This window comes from Chromatiaceae bacterium (genome assembly GCA_016714645.1).
Classification (GTDB): domain Bacteria; phylum Pseudomonadota; class Gammaproteobacteria; order Chromatiales; family Chromatiaceae; genus M0108.
In genome coordinates, this window is the sequence record JADKCI010000001.1 from 1326794 (window position 1) to 1345434 (window position 18641).

The 18641-nt window shown below is 62.0% G+C and carries 14 protein-coding genes, 1 tRNA gene and 2 pseudogenes; 10 read left to right on the forward strand and 7 right to left on the reverse strand.

The window, feature by feature from the left end:
* Window positions 1–492, reverse strand: coding sequence for a PEGA domain-containing protein (locus tag IPN92_06155; GenBank protein ID MBK8637878.1), 492 nt, complete (start codon window positions 490–492; stop codon window positions 1–3).
* A gap of 196 nt (window positions 493–688) precedes the next feature.
* Here IPN92_06155 and IPN92_06160 point away from each other — a divergent pair.
* Window positions 689–1431 (forward strand): annotated as a pseudogene (locus IPN92_06160) (IS1 family transposase).
* A 1251-nt stretch (window positions 1432–2682) separates the two neighbouring features.
* Here IPN92_06160 and IPN92_06165 read toward each other — a convergent pair.
* On the reverse strand, window positions 2683–2859 hold the full coding sequence (locus IPN92_06165) for a hypothetical protein (protein MBK8637879.1): 177 nt from the start codon (window positions 2857–2859) through the stop codon (window positions 2683–2685).
* A 494-nt stretch (window positions 2860–3353) separates the two neighbouring features.
* A complete protein-coding gene (gene acnB / locus IPN92_06170) occupies window positions 3354–5945 on the reverse strand; it encodes a bifunctional aconitate hydratase 2/2-methylisocitrate dehydratase (GenBank protein ID MBK8637880.1) in 2592 nt (863 codons plus the stop codon).
* A gap of 201 nt (window positions 5946–6146) precedes the next feature.
* Between acnB and glnE the strand changes: the two genes are divergently transcribed.
* The 3 genes from glnE (at window position 6147) to IPN92_06185 (ending at window position 10255) form a co-directional block, all read left to right on the forward strand.
* Complete coding sequence (glnE, locus tag IPN92_06175) at window positions 6147–9017, forward strand: bifunctional [glutamate--ammonia ligase]-adenylyl-L-tyrosine phosphorylase/[glutamate--ammonia-ligase] adenylyltransferase (GenBank protein ID MBK8637881.1); 2871 nt, start codon at window positions 6147–6149, stop codon at window positions 9015–9017.
* Between the two features lie 93 nt (window positions 9018–9110).
* Entirely contained in the window at window positions 9111–10034 is a 924-nt protein-coding gene (locus tag IPN92_06180; GenBank protein MBK8637882.1) for a branched-chain amino acid transaminase, read from the forward strand.
* A 32-nt stretch (window positions 10035–10066) separates the two neighbouring features.
* Window positions 10067–10255: a zinc-finger domain-containing protein gene (locus tag IPN92_06185; protein ID MBK8637883.1), complete on the forward strand. Its 189-nt coding sequence runs from the start codon at window positions 10067–10069 to the stop codon at window positions 10253–10255.
* A 43-nt stretch (window positions 10256–10298) separates the two neighbouring features.
* Here IPN92_06185 and IPN92_06190 read toward each other — a convergent pair.
* Window positions 10299–11272: pseudogene (locus IPN92_06190) on the reverse strand (MBL fold metallo-hydrolase).
* A gap of 153 nt (window positions 11273–11425) precedes the next feature.
* Window positions 11426–11833, reverse strand: coding sequence for a sulfur globule protein CV1 (locus tag IPN92_06195; GenBank protein ID MBK8637884.1), 408 nt, complete (start codon window positions 11831–11833; stop codon window positions 11426–11428).
* Window positions 11834–12232: 399 nt separating this feature from the next.
* Between IPN92_06195 and IPN92_06200 the strand changes: the two genes are divergently transcribed.
* Complete coding sequence (locus tag IPN92_06200; GenBank protein ID MBK8637885.1) at window positions 12233–12973, forward strand: type III pantothenate kinase; 741 nt, start codon at window positions 12233–12235, stop codon at window positions 12971–12973.
* A gap of 49 nt (window positions 12974–13022) precedes the next feature.
* Window positions 13023–13098: transfer RNA gene (locus IPN92_06205), tRNA-Thr, on the forward strand.
* A gap of 645 nt (window positions 13099–13743) precedes the next feature.
* On the opposite strand, the gene IPN92_06210 is transcribed toward IPN92_06205, so the two are convergent.
* Window positions 13744–13935, reverse strand: coding sequence for a hypothetical protein (locus tag IPN92_06210; GenBank protein MBK8637886.1), 192 nt, complete (start codon window positions 13933–13935; stop codon window positions 13744–13746).
* 295 nt (window positions 13936–14230) lie between these two features.
* Here IPN92_06210 and IPN92_06215 point away from each other — a divergent pair, with 295 nt between their 5' ends.
* The 4 genes from IPN92_06215 to IPN92_06230 all read left to right on the forward strand — a co-directional run bounded on the left by IPN92_06215 (window position 14231) and on the right by IPN92_06230 (window position 17618).
* Entirely contained in the window at window positions 14231–14746 is a 516-nt protein-coding gene (locus tag IPN92_06215) for a hypothetical protein (GenBank protein MBK8637887.1), read from the forward strand.
* 395 nt (window positions 14747–15141) lie between these two features.
* Window positions 15142–15834, forward strand: a complete 693-nt coding sequence (locus IPN92_06220; GenBank protein ID MBK8637888.1) for a type 1 glutamine amidotransferase — start codon at window positions 15142–15144, stop codon at window positions 15832–15834.
* Complete coding sequence (locus IPN92_06225) at window positions 15831–16409, forward strand: DNA-3-methyladenine glycosylase I (protein ID MBK8637889.1); 579 nt, start codon at window positions 15831–15833, stop codon at window positions 16407–16409. The genes IPN92_06220 and IPN92_06225 overlap by 4 nt, the downstream gene beginning before the upstream one ends.
* A 477-nt stretch (window positions 16410–16886) precedes the next feature.
* Window positions 16887–17618, forward strand: coding sequence for a class I SAM-dependent methyltransferase (locus IPN92_06230; protein MBK8637890.1), 732 nt, complete (start codon window positions 16887–16889; stop codon window positions 17616–17618).
* Between the two features lie 59 nt (window positions 17619–17677).
* Here the strand turns inward: IPN92_06230 and IPN92_06235 are convergent, their stop codons facing one another.
* A complete protein-coding gene (locus IPN92_06235) occupies window positions 17678–18535 on the reverse strand; it encodes an oxidoreductase (protein ID MBK8637891.1) in 858 nt (285 codons plus the stop codon).
* Between the last annotated feature and the right edge of the window lie 106 nt (window positions 18536–18641).

Sequence of the window (18641 nt, forward strand, 5' to 3'; positions counted from 1 at the left end):
CTAAAGTTTGCTAACTATCTCGGCTCGCTTTCGCCGGTACTCGGACTCTGTGATACTCCGGTTTTTTCGCAGTGCGCGGAGTTGTGCAAGCCGTTCCTCGACCCCGCCACCGGCTATGTCAATCATCTCGCCATCGGTGGCAACCAGCTTGACATCTAATGGGTTAGGCATCAGGTCGTTCATGGCGCCACTGCCCGCATCAACGGCCATCCCAATGATGCCACCCACCAACACATTGCCCGCCATGCCCGCACCACCGCCCCCGGAGACTTGCGGTTGCACATTAACCTCTACCGTTTGGTATCCCGCCTTCTGGATCTTTACAAAGACTGCATCTTTTCTTGGCAGTTTGAAGGTCGCTGGTGTTTGTCCTGTCATGCCGTTGGAAAGTTTTATATCGGCGCCGGATGGTTCGGAGTTGATGACTAAGGTGTCCTCGGTCCCTCTCGTGATCGTCGCGCACCCCGTTGTCAGGCTTAGAAGCACCAACACCCCTAGTAAATTGAAAAATCGGTAGTGCCCCGATCAGCAGGATAGAATTTTCTAACATGCTGATTAATATCTATAAGCTTCGTCATCATCCTGCGGATTGGGGCACTACCGAAAAATCTTAGGTAGTGCCCTGATCAGTAGGATTAATTAGCAAAATCTGCTATGGTTATATTTTCAGCATTAGGTTCATTCTCTCATGCACTGCCCTGCCTGCCACTCTGATCACCTCGTCAAAAATGGATTCAATCCACTCAACAAGCAAATTTACCGTTGCCAGGTGTGTGGACGTCAGTTCGTACGAGATCCTGCGAAGGGACCCATTTCCGATGAGAAGAAGGCCTTGATTGATCGTTTGCTTTTAGAAAGAATCTCGTTAGCTGGAATTGCACGTAGTGTTGGGGTTTCAGAGTGCTGGCTGCAGCACTCTGTCAATAAAAAATATGCAGAGGTGCCCCGGGAGATCATCGTTAAAAAAAAACGGGAGGGCGACTGATCATCGAATGTGATGAAGTATGGTCTTTTGTTATAAAACATGATAATAAACAATGGGTTTTGTTGGCTATAGACCGAGATACCCGTGAAATTGTTGGTCTTTATATTGGTGACCGGAGTGCGCAATCCGCCCAGCATTTATGGGACTCTCTACCACGTGACTATCGTCAAAACGCGCTGAGCTATACCGACTTTTGGGAGGCTTATACGGCCGTCTTTCCCGCCACACGCCATCTTCCCGTTGGTAAGGAATCGGGCAAAACCAATCACATTGAAAGATTCAACAATACGCTTCGGCAACGTGTTTCTCGACTGGTAAGGAAAGCACTGTCTTTCTCGAAAAAACTGGAAAACCATATCGGAGCCATTTGGTATTTTGTTCATCACTATAACGCCTCACGCCCAATTAATAATCAAAAGACGCTCAAGCCATTGCTTTCCTTCTAATCGGGGCACTACCAAATCTTAATTTCATGTGCGAATATTCCCTAGTTTTGGTTTTTATTCTGGGGCCAAAAGTTTGGAAGCTAGCTAAATGCCTGTGTTGCTTATCTGACACGATGGTTTTAGCCACCCGTAGCAAACCTATTTGAGCACCGCGTATCTAACGTCGCAGCGTTAACCCCGGTTATTTACCGAACACCTGATGATAAATCCCGCTTTCTGTCCCGAACCCAGTCCACAGGCTAGACCCCCTTTGCCCCGAGGTCTACTCATCAAATACGACCAAATCACTATCATTTGCGACATTTAGGCCGTTTTACTGATATTACTCAACTACATAAAAAAGTTGAACTTTTTTCATCTCCCCCAAGATCGTTGATCCAGGTCAATTTGGGCAGCATATCCCTCAGTCCCTGCACCTTGCCCGTACCCCATCGCCAGAATCTCCGATGTGATTATGATCTTGGCTTTTTATTATACAACCCTTAAATTAATCCATGTATAAATACGACATTTTTGGCAATTATTAAACTAAACCAATATGTTAAGATATTTGTATCTGCTGTTTGAGGAGTCCAAATGGCGCAGAACTTCCCAAGAAATCTATCAATACTTATTATTGATGCAGCAGTGGTTCTCCCCATCTTGAGGGATACGCTGAAAATCTTTCCGTCTTACTGTCCTTCTTGTCCGCTCTATGCATGCCATCAGGCCATGGCAAGCCCGCAGTGCCCCTGCTCCTTTTAGAGCCGAATGCCGCTCCTTGCAGAGCAAACTGCCATAGCTCACTGATACATAATAGGTTTCAAGAAAACCATCTGCTCCTGGTAGATGGTCCTAACAGTAGCGATGCAAAGCCGGTTCAACATACCCATGCCAGTGCTTGGCTGTTTCACGCCGTCTTTCCTGGTCACCCACACCCTTCCCACGGTGGCCACAGCCCGTTTCGCGGTCTTTGTCGTTTCCAGTACCACTAATTTCACTTAGTAAAATCCACGGCACCCACCGCATATCATTTTCACCCACACCCCACCCAATACCCCTTCACAGCCCAGTGTGCCAGGGGTGAGCGCCGTGACCCTCACCCCTGGCATCTCAGAGCCCGGAAGCCGCCGATACCGACTCCATTGCCTGACGCCGGGCGTCATCCGTCAAATGGGCATGGCGCTGGGTGGTCTTCGCTTGGGCATGCCCCAACACCTATAGAGACTGACCCCCTGACTGGCCATCAACGACGCCGCCGTATGCCGCAGATCATGCCAACGACAGAGCGGCACCCCCGCCCGCCTGTCTCCGGGCGGTGTCCCAGGCGTGATAGAAGGAGACGTAGGGTTTGCCCGTCTGCGGATTGGGCAACAGCCAGGGGGATGTTCTCGGCAGTCCCGCCAGAGTCCGGGCGCTGGCGTTCTTCGGTGGGGTGCCCGAGGTCATCAGAAATTTACTCGACTTGGCCAGACCCGACCCGCGTTTTGGGTCAAATTACCAAACGAACCCATTTGCGGGGGCACGGGGAACGGGCGCCCAGCGGCGCGAAAAAGGCCAAATTACCAAACGAACCCATTTTGCCCGGCCGGGGCCGCCGCTATCCCGGCCGCTCTTCACCTCCCGGGTTCCCGCGGGCTTCCCGTCGCCGGCGGAGGAGTATGCCGAGGGGCCCCTCGACCTTCACCACTACTCCGGCCTCGCACCAGATCGGTCAGCCGGTATTTCTGCCGGCTGCTGCATGGTTTATCCGGGATGGTCATTTCAATCAGCCCAGCCTCCAGGGCCGGGAGCAGATACGCCTTGCGGAAATGCTCATCGTCGTTCTGGTTCGTTCCAAGATGGAACTCCCGCCCTTAACCTCAAAGGCCTCTTAGCTGACAAAAAAGCCCGCCGGGTTGCCCCGGCGGGCCCTGGCGCGGTCCGGCGCTGGGCCGGACCGATCAGGCGGCGACGGCCTTGGCAGTCTCGGCGTATTCCTCGATCTGGTCAAAGTTCAGGTAGCGGTACACGCTGGCGGCGTCCTGGTTGATGATGCCCATCTCGGCCTGGTATTCGGCCACGGTCGGCAGCTTGCCCAGTTTGGAGGCGATGGCCGCCAACTCCGCCGAGGCCAAGTAGACGTTGGCGTTCTTGCCGAGGCGGTTCGGGAAGTTGCGGGTGCTGGTGCTGACCACCGTGGCGCCTTCGCGCACCTGGGCCTGGTTGCCCATGCAGAGGCTGCAGCCGGGCATTTCGGTACGGGCGCCGGCGATGCCGAAGGTGTTGTAGTGGCCTTCCTTGACCAGTTCGCTCTGGTCCATCTTGGTCGGCGGCGCCACCCACAGCTTGACGGGGATGTCACGCTGGCCGCCCAACAGCTTGGCGGCGGCCCGGAAGTGGCCGATGTTGGTCATGCAGGAGCCGATGAAGGCCTCGTCGATCTTGGTGCCCGCGACCTCGCTGAGGAACTTGGCGTCGTCCGGGTCGTTGGGGCAGCAGAGGATGGGCTCCTTGATGTCGGCCAGGTCGATCTCGATGACGGCGGCGTATTCGGCATCCGGGTCGGCTTCGAGCAGTTGCGGGTTGGCCAGCCAGGCCTCGACGGCCTCGATGCGGCGCTCCAGGGTGCGCCGGTCCTGGTAGTCGTCGGCGATCATCTTCTTCATCAGCATGATGTTGCTGGTCAGGTACTCGATGATGGGTGCCTGGTTCAGCTTGATGGTGCAGCCGGCGGCGGAGCGCTCGGCGCTGGCGTCGCTCAACTCGAACGCCTGTTCGACCTTCAGATCGGGCAGGCCCTCGATCTCCAGGATGCGCCCGGAGAAGGCGTTGACCTTGCCGGCCTTGGCCACCGTCAGCAGGCCGGCCTTGATGGCGTAGAGGGGGATGGCGTGGACCAGGTCGCGCAGGGTGACGCCGGGCTGCATCTCGCCCTTGAAGCGCACCAGGACGGACTCCGGCATGTCCAAAGGCATGACGCCGGTGGCGGCGGCGAAGGCGACCAGGCCGGAGCCGGCGGGGAAGCTGATGCCGATGGGGAAGCGGGTGTGGCTGTCGCCACCGGTGCCGACGGTGTCGGGCAGGAGCAGGCGGTTGAGCCAGCTATGGATGACGCCGTCGCCGGGGCGCAGGGAGACGCCGCCGCGGGTGCTGATGAAGGTCGGCAGCTCGCGGTGGGTCTTGACGTCCACCGGCTTGGGATAGGCGGCGGTGTGGCAGAAGGACTGCATCACCAGGTCGGCGGAAAAGCCCAGGCAGGCCAGGTCCTTGAGCTCATCGCGGGTCATGGGGCCCGTGGTGTCCTGGCTGCCGACGGTGGTCATGCGGGGTTCGCAGTAGGTGCCGGGACGAATGCCATGGCCCTCGGGCAGGCCGCAGGCGCGGCCGACCATCTTCTGCGCCACCGTGAAGCCCTTGCCGGTGTCCACCGGGGGCTTGGGCAGGCGGAAGATGGTGGAGGCGGGCAGGCACAGGAAGTCGCGCGCCCGGGCGGTGAGGCCGCGGCCGATGATGAGATTGATGCGGCCGCCGGCGCGCACCTCGTCCAGCAAGACCTCGCTCTTGAGCTGGAACTCGGCGAGGGTGGCGCCGTTCTTCAGGATTTTGCCGTCATAGGGCAGGACGTCAACAACATCGCCCATCTCCAGGCCGGACACGTCCAGTTCGATGGGCAGGGAGCCGGAGTCCTCCTGGGTGTTGAAGAAGATGGGCGCGATCTTGCCGCCCAGGGTCACGCCGCCGAAGCGCTTGTTGGGTACGTAGGGGATGTCCTGGCCGGTGGCCCAGACGACGCTGTTGGTGGCGCTTTTGCGGCTGGAGCCGGTGCCGACGACATCGCCGACGTAGGCCACCAGGTGGCCATTGTTCTTGAGGTCCTCGATGAACCGCATGGGGCCGCGCTTACCGTCTTCCTCGGGCTGGAAGGCCGCGTCGGGACGGGTGTTTTTGAGCATGGCCAGATAATGCAGCGGGATGTCCGGACGGCTCCAGGCGTCGGGCGCGGGTGAGAGGTCGTCGGTGTTGGTCTCGCCGGGCACCTTGAAGACGGTGATGGTGATGGACTGGGGCACCTCGGGGCGGCTGGTGAACCACTCGGCGTCGGCCCAGCTCTGGATGACAGCCTGCGCCTGAGCATTACCGGCCTTGGCCTTGTCGGCGACGTCGTTGAAGAAGTCGAACATCAGCAGGGTCTTTTTCAGGCCCGCGGCGGCTACGGCGGCGACCTCGGGGTCGTCCAGCAGTTCGATCAGGGGGTGGACGTTGTAGCCGCCCACCATGGTGCCCAGCAGCTCGGTGGCCTTGGCCTTGCCGATCAGGCCGACCTGGATGTCGCCATGCGCCACGGCCGCCAGGAAGCTGGCCTTGACCTGGGCGGCTTCGTCCACGCCGGGCGGTACCCGATGGGTCAGCAGGTCCAGTAGGAAGGCTTCTTCGCCGGCGGGGGGGTGCTTGATCAGCTCGATCAGCTCGGCGGTCTGCGGGGCGGTCAGGGGCAGCGGCGGAATTCCGAGGGCGGCGCGTTCGGCCACATGTTGACGGTAGGCTTGCAGCATGGGAAATCCTTCTTATTTGGTGGTGAGCGAAGCGGCCATTTTAGCCAATAATGGGGCCAGGGATGCGAGAGATGGCGGGCGGCATGGGTCAGGCCGTGCTCGACTCTTTGGCCCTGGCGGAATGGCTCGATGGATTGGGCCAGCAAGATGGATCCTAACCCGGGCGACCGCCCTTGACCTCGGCAAAACAGGCTTGAAATTATGACGGTGGCAGCGGAACCCATGGCCCATGCGGAGCGCCTCTGGCGGGAGTGGCTGGACTGGGCGGCGGGGCAGGGGATGGCCGTCCCCTCCGCCCGGGACCCGGCATTTGAAGAGACCCGGGCCCGGGTCTGGGAGGCGAGTGACTTTGTCGCCACCACCGTCGCCCGTTACCCCGAGACCTTTGCCCAGCTCCTGGCCTCGGGTGATCTGGACCGCCCCTATGAGCCGGGCGAGATGGGCCAGGGGCTAGCCGCGGCGCTGGCAGACCTGCAACAGGCGGGCGCCGATGACGAGGGCCTCCAGCGTCGCCTGCGCCGCTTTCGCCGCCGCGAGATGCTGCGCCTTATCTGGCGGGATCTGGGCGGGGCCGCCGCCCTGGAGGAGACCCTGGAGGATCTCAGTGAACTGGCGGATGTATGCGTCAACCAGGCCCTGGATTGGACCCAGGCCTGGACGCGGGCGGAGCTGGGCACCCCCCGCAATGCCAAGGGCGAGGCACAGGGGTTGCTGGTCATCGGCATGGGCAAGCTGGGGGCGCGGGAGCTCAATATGTCCTCGGACATCGACCTCATCCTGGCCTATCCGGAGACGGGTCTGGTCGATGGCCCCCGGCGGCTGACCAACGAGCAATTCTTTATCCGGCTGGGGCAGCGTCTGGTGCGGGCCCTGGACGCGCCCACCGTCGATGGCTTCGTCTTTCGTGTCGATACCCGCCTGCGGCCCTTTGGCGACTCTGGCCCCCTGGTCATGAGCTTTACCGCCATGGAGTACTACTACCAGGACCAGGCGCGGGAGTGGGAGCGCTACGCCATGGTGAAGGCGCGGGTGGTGGCCGGTCCCCGGGACCAGGCGGAGCAGCTCGCGGCCCTGCTGCGGCCCTTCGTCTATCGGCGCTATTTAGACTTTGGCGCTATCGAATCCATCCGCGATATGAAGGCCATGATCGCCAAGGAACTCCAGCGCAAGGGCATGGCGGACAACGTCAAGCTGGGGCCGGGGGGCATCCGGGAGATCGAGTTTATCGGCCAGACCTTCCAGCTCGTGCGCGGGGGGCGCGATCCCCAACTGCAGATTCGCCCCATCCGCGCGGTCTTGCGGTTGCTGGGAGAGCGCGGCCTCTTGCCCGCCGACGCCGTCCAGCAGCTCGACGCCGCCTACGTCTTTCTGAGGCGCGTGGAAAATCGCCTCCAGGCCTGGAAGGATCAGCAGACCTATCGTCTGCCCGAGGACGACCTGGGCCGGCTGCGTCTGGCCCGGTCCATGGGCTTCGGCGACTGGCCGGGATTCCTCGCGACCCTCGACGAGCACCGGCGGCAGGTCCAGGGCCAATTCGACAGCCTCTTCGCCGCGCCTCAGGCCGAACAGGCCCAGCAGGAACCGGCCTTCACCGCCCTGTGGCGCGGGCGCCTGGAGGCGACCCAGGCGGAGGAGCTGCTGAGTCAGGCCGGGTTTGCCGATCCCCAGGCGGCGCGGCTGAGCCTGGAGGCCTTCCGCGAGGGAGTCCATCGCAAGGATCTCGGCAGTCGTGGGCGCGAGCGGCTGGGGCAACTCATGCCCCTGGCCCTGCCCATGATCGCCGGTTCCGAGGCCCCGGACCTGGCCCTGGAGCGGGTGCTGCGGGTGCTGGAGGCGGTGGCCCGCCGCACCGCCTATCTGGCGATGCTGGTGGAGCGGCCCGTCATCCTGTCCCAACTGGTGCGACTCACGGGCATGAGCCCCTGGATCGGCCAGCAGATCGTCCGCCAGCCCCTGCTGCTCGACGAGCTGATCGATACCCGCCGCCTCTATTCACCCCTGCGCCGGGCCGAGCTGGAGGCCGAGCTGGATGCCCTCCTGGACCCCCTGGACCCGGAGGACCTGGAACAGCAGATGGAGCGGCTGCGCCAGTTCGCCCAAGGCAACCGGCTGCGGGTCGCCGCCGCCGATCTGACGGGGGCCATCCCCCTCATGGTGGTCAGCGACTATCTCACCGACATCGCCGAGGCCAGCCTGGAGCGCATTGTCGCCCTGACCTATCGCCATCTGGTCCAGCGGCATGGGGCCCCCGCCGGGGTGGGGGCCGGGGAGACCGGCTTTCTGGTGGTCGGTTATGGCAAGCTGGGGGGGATCGAGTTGGGCTATGGCTCGGACCTGGATCTGGTCTTTCTCCACGGCAGCGATAGCGTCAATGCCATGACCGCCGGTCCCAAGGTCCTGGCCAACGACCAGTTCTATGCGCGCCTGGGCCAGCGCGCCATTCATATGATGACCACCCAGACCCCTTCCGGTCAGCTCTACGACGTCGATATGCGCCTGCGCCCGGATGGCAATAAGGGGCTTTTGGTGCGGTCCCTCGCTTCCTTCGCGAACTACCAGGTCCAGGAGGCCTGGACCTGGGAACATCAGGCCCTGGTGCGCGCCCGGCCCCTGGCGGGTGATCGGGGCCTCTATGAACGCTTCGCCCGTATTCGCCGCGAGGTCCTCTGCCGGGAGCGCGATCCGGACCGCTTGCGCGGGGAGGTGCGGGAGATGCGGACCAAGATGCGCGCCAGCCTGGACAAGAGCGGCGGGGGCCGCTTCGACCTCAAACAGGGTCAGGGCGGTATTGCGGACATCGAGTTTATGGTTCAATACTCAATCCTGCGGTGGGCAGCTCAATATCCGGAACTGGCCGATTGGTCCGATAACATCCGGCTGCTGGAAAGCCTGGGCCGGCTGGATCTCCTGCCGGGCCCGGCGGCGACGGATCTCACCGCGGCCTATAAGGCTCTGCGGGCCGCCTACCATCGCGGCGCCTTGCAGGATGAGCCGACCCGGGTCGCCGCGGACGTGCTGCTCGACAGCCGCGAGCGGGTGGCGGCCCTGTGGCGAACATTGATGGAGGATTGAGGTCCGGCCCCGCCGTGCCCGTCCCCGACCCTGGGGGGCCCTATCCTGGCAAGGCGCCAGTCTGGCGGTCCGCGACCTAATCAGGAGAAGATCATGAGAACGATGGCGGACCGTGACGGCCTCATCTGGCTGGACGGCGACTTGGTGCCCTGGCGCGAGGCCAAGGTCCATGTGCTGACCCATACCCTGCACTATGGCATGGGTGTCTTCGAGGGTGTCCGGGCCTACGCGACCGATCAAGGCGCCGCCATCTTCCGGCTGCGCGAGCATACGGACCGCCTCTTCAACTCCGCCAAAATCCTGGGCATGCCCATGCCCTATGACCGCGCCACCCTGGACGAGGCCCAATGCGCGGCGGTGCGCGAGAACGGCCTGGCCTCCGCCTACATCCGCCCCATGTGCTTTTACGGCTCCGAGGGCATGGGCCTGCGCGCCGATAACCTGCAGGTCCACTGCATGGTGGCTGCCTGGGAGTGGGGCGCCTATCTGGGCGAGGACAATATGCGCAACGGTATTCGCATCCGCGTGTCCTCCTTCACCCGCCACCATGTCAATATCACCATGTGCCGGGCCAAGGCCAACGGCAACTACATGAATTCCATGATGGCGCTTCAGGAGGCCCTGCGGGATGGCTATGACGAGGCTCTGCTGCTGGACGCCTCGGGCTATGTCATGGAGGGCAGTGGCGAGAACATCTTCCTGGTGCGGGATGGCATCCTCTATACCCCGGACCTAACCTCGGCCCTGGACGGCATCACCCGCCGCAGTATCATCCAGGTGGCGGAGGAGTTGGGCATCCGGGTGGTCGAGAAGCGCATCACCCGCGATGAGGTCTATATCGCGGACGAGGCCTTCTTTACCGGCACCGCCGCCGAGGTGACCCCGATTCGCGAGGTCGATAATCGCGTCATTGGCAGCGGCACCCGGGGACCCATCACCCAGCGCTTACAAAGTCTTTACTTCGATCAGGTCCACGGTCGCCGCGACGAGCATCCCGAGTGGCTCACGCTGGTCTGACCTCCCGCTACCCTCACGAGGAGAATCCGATCATGGCCGCAGCCGCCGACAATGCCCAGACCCGGGAAGTGATTTCCATCACCCGCAAGGATCTGCCCCTGGCCTGTCCCCCGCTGGGGGATAAGTTCTGGAGTCAGCACCCCCGGGTCTTTCTCCCCATCGAAAAGACCGGCGAGGCCACCTGTCCCTATTGCGGGGCCCGTTACCAACTCCGGGATTAGGGGGTTGGCCGGGCGGGTTATCCCGCCCGGCCGGCACCGGGCGCTAGCCGGCGGCGGCTTGGCCGGCGGCCTTGGCCCGTCTCGCCAGCCAGACCTCGAGCCCTTGGGCATTGAGATCCGTGTCCAGCGCCAGGAGCTCGCGGATGCGGCTCTCCGCCATGTCGCAGCCATGGTCGCGAACCCGTTGGACCAGGTAAGCGCCGACGGCCGCGCGAATCCGGTCCAGGCGTCCCTCGGGTGGCCCACCCGCCTCGGCCAGGGCCAGGTCCGCCAGGTCGCGCACGCTCTGGCGCAGGTCGCCCGCCAGGGCCGCCGGGTTGTCCAGACGGCTGTAATGGGTCAGGTACATGCGCTCGGGGGCGTAGCTCATGAGGCGGTCGATGCTGGTCTGCCAGGCCTCCGGGTCGAAGGCGACCGGGGTGGTGGGGGCAAAGAGCATGGCGCCGCGCTCGTTATCGAATTCCCGGTAGGAGATGCCGAAGGTATCGCCTGTGAAAAACCCCCGGGTGCGCTCGTCGTAGATGCAGCCGTGGTGATTGGCGTGGCCGGGGGTGTCCAGGAAGACCAGCTTGCGTCCGGCCAGGTCGATCTCCAGGCCGTCCTCGGCCTCGATCAGGCGTGACGCGGGCACCGGCAAGAGGTGTTTGTAATCCCGGGCAAAGCCCTCCGCGCCATAGACGGCGGTAGCGCCGGCCGTCAGCTTGGAAGGATCGAGCATGTGGGGCGCCCCCTTGGGGTGGATCACCAGCCGGGCCTGGGGGCAGGCGGCCATGAGATCACCGGCGCCACCGGCATGGTCCAGGTGGACATGGGTGGGGATGACCCAGTCCACATGATCGGGGTCAGGCCCAGGTCGGCGATGAACTGGAGCAGGTGGGGGGTCGTGTGGGCCGTGCCTGTATCGACGAAGGCCAGGCGATCGGCCTCGCGCACCAGGTAGCAGGAGGCCAGCCCATGGCGGTAAAGTCCTGTCTCAATGGCGTAAATGTTCTCGGCGACTTCAATCGGCTGGGTCATCTTCTTATTCTCTCGCTGGGGGCTGCCTCCGCCTGTCCCAGACAGGTTGGCGTGCGGCGATTCAGGACAGGGGGATAAAAAAACCGGCCACGAGGACGGGGCCGGTTGTTGCTCCGGTCCAGGAGGACCGGAACGAAGGCAGGCTTGCCTTACTTATTGGGCGGGAGCCGGCGGGGCGGGAGGAGCCGGGGGGGCGCCATAGGGGGCACCGTAGGGGGCGCCGCCATAGGGAGCACCGTAAGGAGCACCATAGCCACCGCCATAGGGGGCGCCATAGCCATAGGGAGCACCGTAGCCGTAGGGGCCATAGCCGTAGCCGCCGTAGCCGGAATTGTTGTAGTAACGGTTGTCGCCACGACCATAGCCACGGCCGCTGCCGCTCATGTTCATGTTGAAGTCGCCGCTGCCGTCGCCGAACATGTCGTTCATCATGTTGTTGTTATTGTTGCCGTAACCGTTGTTCCCCCAGGGCCCGCCACCCCAAAAGGCGCTGGCGGAGAAGGAAGTGGCGGACAGCACAACAGCGGCCGCTAGGCCAGCAGTCTTTACAAATTTATTCATTGGGATGAGAACCTCTTCTAGGGAGTGGATGGGGACTGTCCGCCCCGTGGGCTTGCCCTTACGGAAGACCGGAGGGGTCGCGAACGGAGGATTGGGGAAATCAAAACCTCGAACGAACCCGGAACTGCCCGAATCCGCTAAAACGTGGTATTTTTCCCGGCCGCCATTCTTAATTCTTGCCCGGACGGTGGAAGTCCCTTATAGGTCGCGGATGACGGTAATGCGGTCAACGCCTATCTTTGACGCCTCAGGAGTATAGGCGGATAGGCGGGCGATGGGAAATCCTTTTGTGGCGAGGCTCAAACAACAGGGGTTCTGGTTAGCGGGGCCCATGGCGGTCGTGTCATGGCCGTCCCCATACATTGAATCTAAATCGTCGGGTTACTGAAGGGACTGGCCATGGAACTTCTTGTTGACATAGGTAACACCAACCTCAAGTGGACCCTCCGCACCGCCGGGCCACAGTCCCTGCTCGAGCCCATGCGCGTCCTCCGCCATCATGGGGGCATCCCCCTCGACCTGCTTGCCGCCTGGGAGATACTGGAAAAACCGGTGCGGACGCGAGTTGCCTGTGTCGGCTCACCCAAGGTCGCCGAGGGCCTGTCGCGCGTTTGTCGCGCCTTGTGGGGACAGGAACCTGAATTCGTCCGTCCCCAGCCCGTATGCGGGGGGCTGACGGTCGCCTATGCCGACCCTGGCCGGCTGGGCGTGGATCGCTGGCTGGCCCTGCTGGCCGCGCGCCGGCTCCTAAATCAGCCCGTCCTCGTCCTCGATGCCGGCACGGCCATCACCTACGATCTGCTGCTCGCGGATGGACGCCACCTCGGTGGGCTCATCCTCCCCGGCATCAAGACCATGCGCCAGGCCCTCTTGGCCAATACCCAGATCCCCCCCGTCGAGCCCGAGGAGATTGCGGACTTCTGGGCCAAGGACACCGCCACCGCCATCGCCGTCGCCTCCCTTGATGCCCCCGCCGCCCTAGCCGAGCGCCTGATGCGACAGCTCGCCGACGCCGCTGGCACCGAACCCGGCCTCGTCACCACCGGCGGCGATGCTGAACGCCTTATGGCCCGAATTCAGTCGAGAGCCCTGCATGTCCCCGATCTGGTCCTGCAAGGCCTGGCGCTGGTGCCGGGATGAGGGCGGCGTTGTCTCCCGCCAGTCATCCAGATAGAATCCTTCATCCTAAGCCGGCGTAGCTCAGTTGGTAGAGCAACTGATTTGTAATCAGTAGGTCCACGGTTCGAATCCGTGCGTCGGCTCCAATAAAACAACGGCTTAGGTGCCTTAGCCCTAAGCCGTTCCTGTTTGAGCCACCAAAAAGTCACTGCGCGGACGTATTTCGGCCCGCTTCCGCAGCCTGATGGTGGGCTACGACAATCCTCCCAGGCCAGCCTGTGGGCGGTCTCTTTTGCTGGAGTCCCTTATGTCTAAGAACCGGGTTGGAAAAATTTCATTCTTCATCAGGATCTTCCTGCTAACCGCTGTTGTGCTGCCATTAGCAGGCTGCGCGACAAGCGTGCAAACGCCGGGTGGAGAAGTGATTTGTTATTCGCAAAACTGCGTGCGGGATATGCAGGCCTGGACGAGAGATGAATACCTGGCGAGACAATATGAGCAGGAATATGGAAGCCATGTTGAAACCATGAGCCAAAAGCCAACGGCTCCCGTCGCCCCCCCACGCCAGTATCGCCGACCTACCCCTGCGCCTACCCCGATCACCTGTCCACGGGACATGATCCCCGCGCCGCCACCTGACTATGGCTGTGTCTATCCCAGGCGATAGGATAGGTCCCGCCAATACCGGGAACAAGAAACCCCGCTGGAGTCCGTCAAGGAAAGGCTGGCTGAAAATATCCAGCGGGGGCCGTTACAGGTGCAGATGCGAGGGTTGGGCAAGCCTCCCTTTGCTAATCGTCCGTGGTGCTGGCAACCCGAGGCCCCGTTGTCTGCATGGCTGACGCGCCTGGGGTAGAGACGTCCTGGTCTTGTATGGCGGCGTCAATGTTTACCAAGACGACGGCAACGAGGACGACAAGAATGGCGGCGATGCCGGGGATCAGCATGGCGAGAGCGCCCGGACGGTGGGTGATTTTAGTCATGATGGCTCCTCTTGATGGCTAAGGTTTGATCTCAGGGGTGGCGCGGCGGTTCTCGGATTAGACTGCCGGTTACCCTTTTGTAGCCAATATAAGTTGCCAATATGAAAATACCATGAACGGGATTTGATCCTTTGATGACCATCCTGGCCTGGGGATGATGGCATACTGGCCGTCAGCCTTTCCTGGCCACCCACCCTTGAGGGCTTCCGACCCGCGTCACCCCCTATGAGCCGCCGTCTGAATGATCCGACGGCAGGGTCCGAGATAACTCCCGATAGCCATGACATTATTTCCCATGAAAACCCCTAAGCCCTACTTGCTGGTTATTTCAGTATTATTGTTGATTTCCGCGAATCTCCAGGCCAGGCTGACAAACGAACGGGCTTTCGGCGCGAATTGCCTGGTGCTCTCCTATATCGACGATGCCACGAATCTCAATTCCTCGGTATTGACCTGCTTTAAATCAAATAAAAATATTTCCAAAGGCTTCTTGCAGCTTTCCTGCGATAATAAAAACGTGACGGTCCTGTTCGACGCGGGCCTGCAGTCCCGTGGCGCCAGCATGGCGGAGGTTATGTTCAAGTTTGGCAAGGGCCAGGGGTTCTCCGGGACCTGGAGTTATGATGGCCGGGGCGGGGTCCTGACGGTTAATCATAAAAACCATAAAATATTTCTAACAGGTCTGGGCGGCGCCTCCAGACTTGAATATGACATAGGCGGGCAAAAGGGTGATTTGGATCTGGATGGCGTGTCGGCGGCCAGTGTCGAATATATTAAAAGATGCGCGGCATTAAATATAAAGGTGAATTGACCTCCGTAATTCGCAATGCCCCTGACCTTGCTACTCGCTGGCGGCGCACTCAGCGCCGCACGACCTCGCGCAGGTCGGTCGCGCGGTGAGTTGAGCTCGGCCAATGCAGAGGTAACCGGCGCATTCGGAAATGGCTCACAGGGTTTGGCGCAGGGTGAAACTGCATTTTTTATCGGACATCCGGGCGTGATAGGACAGCTGTTCGATCTGGGCGGCGGCCAAGCCGGAGTTCGAGGCCCGCCAAGGCCGCCGCGTCGGCGGTATCCAGGCTGGGCTCACCGCGATAATCCGGCAGCGTCATCGACTCCTACCCAATGCTCTTCATCCCCACCACCTGAGAATTGGCCGCGGCCCTGCCAGGCCGGCGCCAGCGCTGACTCCCGAGGATCTCTTTCATGCTGATTCACTGTCTGCAACATGTTCCTTTCGAGGGACCCTTCGGTATCGCTGACTGGGCCGCGGCCCGCGGTCATTCCCTGCGCGTGACCCCGATCTATGCCGGGGCCGCGCCGCCAGAGTTGGCGGAATTCGACTGGCTGGTGATCATGGGCGGGCCCATGGGGGTGGGCGATGAGGCCCGGTACCCTTGGCTGGCGGTGGAGAAGGACCTGATCCGCCGAAGTATTGCGGCAGGCAAGACCCTGGTGGGGGTCTGCCTCGGGGCCCAATTGCTCGCCGAGGCCCTGGGCGCGCGGGTCTATCCCCATCGTGAGAAGGAAATCGGCTGGATGCCCATCACCCTGACCCCGGCCGGGCAGGCCTCGCCGGTCTTCGGGTTTCTGCCTCTCTCCTTACCCGTCTTCCATTGGCACGGCGATACCTTCGATCCGCCGGCGGGAGCCGTCCAGTTGGCCCGTAGCGCCGCCTGTGAGCAGCAGGCCTTCCTGTACGAGGGGCGGGTGCTGGGTCTCCAGTTCCATCTGGAGTCCACCCCGGAGAGTGTCGCGGGCATTTGCGCCGCCTGCGCCGATGAACTCGTCCCCGGCCCCTACGTCCAGAGTGCGGCGCACATGCTGGCCGCCGTACCCGAGGACTATGATCAGCTCAAGGCGGCCCTGTTCGGCATTCTGGACCGTCTGCCCCAATGAGCGGCGACGGCCTGGTGCGCTGCGCCTGGTGTGGCGTTGATCCGCTTTACGTGGATTATCACGACCGCGAGTGGGGCGTCCCCAACCGGGACGAGCGGCACCTGTTCGAGATGTTGACCCTGGAGGGCGCCCAGGCCGGCCTGTCCTGGCTGACGATCCTGCGCAAGCGCGAGGGCTACCGGCGCGCCTTCCTGGGCTTCGACCCGGAGGCCATCGCCCGCTTCGACGCGGCAAGGGTGGCGGAACTCCTCGCGGACCCCGGGATCGTCCGCAACCGGCTCAAGGTAGAGTCCACGGTGAGCAATGCCCGCGCCTTGCTGGCCCTTCATGAGCAAGGCGAAACCCTGGCTAATCTGCTGTGGGGCTTCGTGGACCAGGTGCCCCGGCACAACGCCTGGACCAGCCTGGCGCAGATTCCCCCCCGGACCCCGGAATCGGACCGGATGAGCCGGGAACTCAAGCGGCGCGGCTTCCGCTTCGTCGGCGGCACCATCTGTCAGGCCCTGATGCAGGCGGTGGGGATGGTGAATGACCATACCCTGGATTGTTTCCGGTACCAGGAACTGGCTGGCTGATGTGGGGCCAGCATAAGGCCCGCGGCGCCTTCTTCAGGATTGGCGAGCCATGCCATCGCCGTTTGCATCATGACGCGCGGCTGACCTCGGCCCGCCGTGCCCCTCGGTTGGGAGATCCGGGGCAAGGTATTTTTTTATGTCACATAATTGTCATTTATGGGTCTTTGGACTAATAATGCGCATACACCGTGGGACGCCAAGAATAAATAGTAACTATAAGAAAGGTGTATCTCTGCTACTTCGTCGCACCGCTGGACACCCATCCCGGCTGTTAATCTGGGATGCGCGGGATTTGCGGTTGTTTGTTCCCTGAAGTCAGGGTCCCGGCGGCGATACCGGTCAGTGTTTGCCAGGATTGGTCAGGGATGGCCCATCCTTAGCGTCCATCAGGGAAGGTCTGCTCTATAAGCCCCATTCCGAGTTGTCGAACCTCGGCCCTGATAATCCAATCAGGCACTTTGCCCTTGAGGAAGAACTATGTCCTATTCCCCTGACGGCCTTTCCGGCGAATTCGCGGCACCCCCCATCCCGGATTATCTCCAGCGCGTTTACTGGTGGGCCTACTTGCACCCCCGGGCCGTGTTCCTCTTCGAACGCGAGTGGCTGGTCAATCTGATTCTATGGGGTAATTACCAGCGTCTATGTGACGATGCCTTGCAGGAACTCGCCGGGAGCGAGGGGCAGCGCCTCTTGCAGGTGGCGTGCGTCTATGGGGATCTTACCCAGCGGGTGGGGGGGCTATTAGGGGTACAGGATCGATTGGATGTCATTGACGTAGCACCTATTCAGCTTACCAATCTGCGCCAGAAGTTGCAGCCGGATGCCCGGATTCATCTGCATCAACAGGATTCGCGCTCACTGAGCTTCAAGGATGGGACCTTTGACAGGACGCTGCTCTTCTTCCTGCTTCACGAGCAGCCGGCGGAGGTGCGGCAAGCCACCTTGGCCGAGGCCCTGCGCGTGACTCGACCGGGCGGCAAGGTGGTCATTGTCGATTACCATGGCCCGGAGTCCAGCCATCCGCTGCGCCTGGTCATGAAGATGATCCTGGCCACCCTGGAACCCTTTGCCCTGGATCTCTGGAAGGAGGAGATCAGGGATATTCTGCCCCAGGAAGCCGCCATTGCCTCCTATGAAAAGGTCACTTCCTTTCGCGGGCTCTACCAGAAGATCGTGATCCAGATGGGCGACACGGCCACCGGCCGCTAGGCGCCATGGGTGTTTGACCCCCAGGCCTCGACCGTCCTTGACGGCGGGGCCTGGGTCCCTCAGTAAATCAGTTCCGACCAGCGCTTCTCCCGGATCATCCGCTGCTTGATGCCCTGCCAGGCCTCGGGGGAACCGGCGCGCTCACTCATAACCTTGTCAAAGACCTGGGCGATCTTGCCGAGGCCGGCGAGAAAGACATAGGTATTTGGCTCCTGGATGAGGGACCAGACCTCGCCGATGTTTTCCTGGAGACCCAGGGCCAGGGCGTCGGAGGAGCGCATCAGGGTATTGGCGGCCAGGGACTTGAAGGCCTTGAAGCTGGCCAGGTCGTAGTAGTCGGCCAGGCCCGTTGCCTCGTCGTTGGCATAGGCCAGGTCGAGGCCGGTGCGGCCGCCATAAAAGAGGCGGACCTGACCATCCCAGCCGCCGCGGCGCTCGTAGATGAGTTGAGCGAAGGCCCGGAAGGGGGCGATGCCGGTGCCGGTGCCGATCATGAGCAGGTTGGAGCCCCTGTCCAGGGGCATCTGGAAGGGGCTGCGGAAGGGGCCTGTCAGGGTGATGGTGTCGCCGGGCTTGGCATCGCACAGAAAGTGGGACGCGATACCCGGGAAGCGCTCGCCGCTGATTTCGTCGATGTAGAAGCAACGACGCACCAGGATCTCCAGGTCCACGGCCTCGTCTTGGGGCCGGGGGCGCGCATTGGCGATGGAGTAGCGCCGCACATGATAGGGGTTGCCGAAGGGGTGGGGCCCGGGGACGACCACGCCGATGCTCTGACCCTCGACGAACTGGAAGGCCGGGTCCGCGACCCGCAGGCTGAGATGACGCACCTCCTCCGATTTAAGGGGGGTGATGCGTCTGGAATCGGTGATCTGGGCCGCGACCGTGGGGCCGAGAGGTGGGTCGAGTTCGCTCATCTTGCTGGTTCCGGTGAGTTTCTGGTTGTTGGGGTCCCGCGCCCCGGGTTAAGGGGCGGGCCTTTGGGAAATATATTTACGGCTATGAGTGGCCCTGCTCGGCGGT

Bases quoted from the DNA above. Each gene is read 5' to 3' on its own strand.
- IPN92_06165 (MBK8637879.1), bottom strand. From the start codon at position 2,859: ATGACCTCGGGCACCCCACCGAAGAACGCCAGCGCCCGGACTCTGGCG.
- acnB (MBK8637880.1), bottom strand. From the start codon at position 5,945: ATGCTGCAAGCCTACCGTCAACATGTGGCCGAACGCGCCGCCCTCGGA.
- glnE (MBK8637881.1), top strand. From the start codon at position 6,147: ATGACGGTGGCAGCGGAACCCATGGCCCATGCGGAGCGCCTCTGGCGG.
- IPN92_06180 (MBK8637882.1), top strand. From the start codon at position 9,111: ATGAGAACGATGGCGGACCGTGACGGCCTCATCTGGCTGGACGGCGAC.
- IPN92_06185 (MBK8637883.1), top strand. From the start codon at position 10,067: ATGGCCGCAGCCGCCGACAATGCCCAGACCCGGGAAGTGATTTCCATC.
- IPN92_06195 (MBK8637884.1), bottom strand. From the start codon at position 11,833: ATGAATAAATTTGTAAAGACTGCTGGCCTAGCGGCCGCTGTTGTGCTG.
- IPN92_06200 (MBK8637885.1), top strand. From the start codon at position 12,233: ATGGAACTTCTTGTTGACATAGGTAACACCAACCTCAAGTGGACCCTC.
- IPN92_06210 (MBK8637886.1), bottom strand. From the start codon at position 13,935: ATGACTAAAATCACCCACCGTCCGGGCGCTCTCGCCATGCTGATCCCC.
- IPN92_06215 (MBK8637887.1), top strand. From the start codon at position 14,231: ATGAAAACCCCTAAGCCCTACTTGCTGGTTATTTCAGTATTATTGTTG.
- IPN92_06220 (MBK8637888.1), top strand. From the start codon at position 15,142: ATGCTGATTCACTGTCTGCAACATGTTCCTTTCGAGGGACCCTTCGGT.
- IPN92_06225 (MBK8637889.1), top strand. From the start codon at position 15,831: ATGAGCGGCGACGGCCTGGTGCGCTGCGCCTGGTGTGGCGTTGATCCG.
- IPN92_06230 (MBK8637890.1), top strand. From the start codon at position 16,887: ATGTCCTATTCCCCTGACGGCCTTTCCGGCGAATTCGCGGCACCCCCC.
- IPN92_06235 (MBK8637891.1), bottom strand. From the start codon at position 18,535: ATGAGCGAACTCGACCCACCTCTCGGCCCCACGGTCGCGGCCCAGATC.